Origin of the sequence: Streptomyces sp. NPDC059037, from assembly GCF_042740015.1 — a bacterium.
Classification (GTDB): Bacteria; Actinomycetota; Actinomycetes; order Streptomycetales; family Streptomycetaceae; genus Streptomyces.
This window is the reverse complement of sequence record NZ_JBHYIG010000476.1, coordinates 1-3,354: the sequence shown is the minus strand read 5'-3', so window position 1 is coordinate 3,354 and position 3,354 is coordinate 1. Positions and strand designations below refer to the sequence as shown.

The 3,354-nt window shown below is 59.0% G+C and carries 2 protein-coding genes and 1 pseudogene; 2 read left to right on the top strand and 1 reads right to left on the bottom strand.

Annotated features, from left to right (window positions below; translation table 11 throughout):
- Window positions 1–67 precede the first annotated feature (67 nt).
- Window positions 68–583 carry a hypothetical protein gene (locus ACFWY6_RS44805; protein ID WP_384703514.1) on the top strand — a complete coding sequence of 172 codons (516 nt, stop codon included), beginning with the start codon at window positions 68–70 and terminating at the stop codon, window positions 581–583.
- An 855-nt stretch (window positions 584–1,438) separates the two neighbouring features.
- Here ACFWY6_RS44805 and ACFWY6_RS44800 read toward each other — a convergent pair.
- On the bottom strand, window positions 1,439–3,100 hold the full coding sequence (locus tag ACFWY6_RS44800; protein ID WP_384703511.1) for a recombinase family protein: 1,662 nt from the start codon (window positions 3,098–3,100) through the stop codon (window positions 1,439–1,441).
- 98 nt (window positions 3,101–3,198) lie between these two features.
- Between ACFWY6_RS44800 and ACFWY6_RS44795 the strand changes: the two are divergent.
- A pseudogene (locus ACFWY6_RS44795) lies at window positions 3,199–3,279 on the top strand (phosphoribosyltransferase); the annotation flags it as partial.
- Between the last annotated feature and the right edge of the window lie 75 nt (window positions 3,280–3,354).

The following is a 3,354-nucleotide window of genomic DNA, read 5'->3' as shown; positions in this document are numbered from 1 at the left end:
CATCGACCCAACCTGCGAGTCAACTGGTTGGGCAGACAGGTTGGGTGGGGAGGGTTAGCCTGATGGCATGGCAGAGCAGCGAATGAGGATCGTCGAGCAGGACCTAGGCCCGTGGGTAGTTGAGATGGAGTGGCCAGAGGGGCAGACGCAGGGGGGCCCTGGTGTGCTCGTGGTGCGTCCGGCGGATCCCGAGAGCTACCCGCCGGGAGGCATCAGCTCGACCGTGCTCCGTGACATCGACTTCCGCGACGCGTTGAGAACCCTTCGCCGACAGGTTCAGTTCTCGGACCGGTGGGAGTCCCGCCAGCCGGAATACACATCCAAGGATCTTCGCGAGTCGTTGGCTGCCGGGGTTTCGGACAAGTACCTGTCTCAGTTGGCTTCTGTCTACATCACGGTTGTAGAGCGCGGGCAGTCCGGCCCTCTCGTGCATCTGGCGGAGATGATTGGCAAGAGTGCGTCAACGATCAAGGGGCACCTTTGGCAGGCACGAAAGCGTGGACTAATGGAGGGCTCGCCAGGTAGAGCCGGTGGGCTGCTCACAGAAAAGGCAAAGGAAGCCCTGAAAGGTAAGAGCACGTAATCGGCAGCAAAATTAGGGCCCCGGTCATTTCTGCTGGGGTCTTTCTTTATGCCCTCAGTCCAGTAGGGGGGTGCCCCCCCTGGCTCGCTCGGTCTCTGCAAGCCAGTCCCCACCTGAACCAGACCCCCGCCTCTCCATCGGTCGGGGTCTCTCTCGCTGCCACGGGTTGCCATCCGGTACACCGCTCCCGCCTTCCCTGGACCCCTGGGTACTCCAGCTTGACAGGACTCCGGGTCTTATTGGATCCCCTCACTAGGAGGGCCGGTCAACCATTCGGATGTTCCGAATGGATGGATCCACCGGGAGTGCAGATCACTGAATACCCCTCCTGGTCAGACGGCAGCTCATGTCCCCTAGCGATGCCGACATCAACAATGAAACAGAGGGCTGGCTGAACAGTTCAGATCAACAGTCCGGGCTGTACTTCTCAGATCCTAATAGACCGGTTCAGACGTCTTAATCGAGTCGCCCAGGTAAGCGTTCCGACTGTTTATCAATCATGTCTTCAGATGCTTCACGAGTGCTTATTAATTTCTGTTTACGAAGCGTGATGATGCGCACAGGGGTAGGGGGAGGGGTCCGGATATCCGCGTTACATTGATCGGGACGTGATAGCAAGTGAGATCCTGTACGGGTCTCCGTGGCATTTGGGTACCCAATATTGGGGCCATTTAGGGCGTGTGACGATTATCACGGGCCCTTGGGGCTACTGGGTATGAGGGCTCTCGGGGTCGAATCCGAGTGCAACTCGGGATCCTTATTTTCAGTGCGGACATGAGGAAACCCCCGCCAGAAGGCGGGGGCACTCTCATTTACTTCAATTGAAACCGTCAGTGGATGTCCAGGGGGGGCGGCTTAGAGGCCGTCGTACTCCATGTGTCTTTCGTTCTTCAGCTCTTGCGATTCCTGGTGTGTAGCCACCATGTCCTGAATGGTCTTCCTGAAGGTTCTATGCACGGATTGGTCGTATTCCTTGGAGTCGTACTCCGTACCTTCAGTACTCGCGATTTCTGTTGGTGCTACCAGGACGAACAGGGGCCCGTCCATCTCCTTCAGGCCTACTGAGATGAGCCGGAAGCCAGAGCGGTGAAGGAACGGCCCTCTGTCATCCCACGACGGCATGCGCTCCCACTTTTGCCGGTAGGTCTCGCCGGTCCCATGTTCGGCCCAGTGGCCAGGCTTGTACGGCTCCGCTTCGAGCTTGGTCAATAGGTCTTGGTTCTCTTCCATGGACTCCGTGAGGGAGGTGAGAACCACAGGGTTGGATGCAGCCTTGATTGCGGCCATGAGGTTTTCATGGGCGAGCTTCAGTTCCTTGATCTGCTTCCTGTTGTCGATTCCAGGAACCCATGTCCGGGCCATGACTTCCTTGTCCCCAATCCTGTGTAGGAAGCCGGATTCAAGTTCCTGCAACAAGAGGTCCTTGGGCCAAGAGGCCTGGTAGCCGCAGGCCTCGCCCTTAACGGTGCGAGACCCGCACCGGTAGTAGTAACTGGTTCGGGTCCCGATCACCTCACCATTTCGGACCTGCTTGTTAGTCCGCTTGTCTGGGTACTGCTTGACCCCACACGGGCACAGGAAGGGGCCAGACGTGGGGTCACTGTTTCCTCGAATGCCGCTACGGCTACTGCTGAGTTTTTCCAACACCGTTTGCAGTTGGTCAAACTCTTGGTCGGTGAGAATAGGTTCAGCCCACCTGGCGGGTTGCCCTTTTCGAAGCAGCGGTGCGCCCTTGTGCATGGCCACGCCTTTAAGGGTTGGTTTCCGAAGGATGGCCCCCAGTGAACTTGTCTGCCACTTAGACCCACGAACCTTCGCCTTAGAGTTCGCCTTCTTCTCTGTGGCATTGACGTTCCGCTGATGATCCTTGGGTGTCAGAATGCCCCGCTGGTTCCAGTCGCGTACGACCTTTCCCATAGACCAGCCTTCGAGGACGAGTCTTTCGTAGGCTTGTCGAACCAGCTTTGAAGTAACTGGGTCGAGGAACAGCTTGTACCTCAGTTTCCCGTCGTCCTGTTCCACCGGAACGGGGCGGTAGCCGAATGGCCAAGCGCCCCCGCCCCAGAGATCGGAGTTTCGGAATGAGGCGGTCTGGTTCTTCCTCTTGTTGGAAATCGTCTCCCGGAACTTCTGTGCCTGGGATGCCTTGACGTAAGCGATGAGACGTCCGTCGGAAGTGTGGATATCCAAGGACGGGTCATCTAGGCAGATGATTTCCTTACCCGCTTCATGGCATTTCTGTGCGAACTGTTCCCAATGCCATTGGTCTCGGGTGATCCGGTCGAGAGCAGTGAGCATGATTGCATCCCACTCATTCCAGAGTGGTTCCCTCATCCATTTACCCAGAGACTTCCGGTCGGCCAGGTTGACCGAGCCGGACACCGTGGCATCAACCACGTCCCCCACCACGGGGCAACCTGTGCCAGCAAGGGCAGCGTCCTGGTCATCGTTCTGGCGGTCCAGTGACGAACTGGATTCGGTGTCACGGCTGATCCGTCGAACCTTCAGCACCCTCATGCCGCGTTCCAGGTGCGGGTATCCGTGCATCCTGTGCCCCCCTCGGGCCCGTGCCGCTCCCCCTCGGGCGCGGCTCAGAGAGGCCAGTGTAAGACCTTCAGACTGAGGAGTGGATCAACTTCCCGTGGAGTGTCGAGCCGCCCGTCGTGAAGCGTGCGGGGCAGGTTCTCGACGCCTGAACACGTGAACAGAATGGGGGGGGGGGGGCGCGCGGGGGGGGGGGGGCGGGGCGGGGCGCGCGCGCGGGGCGCGAG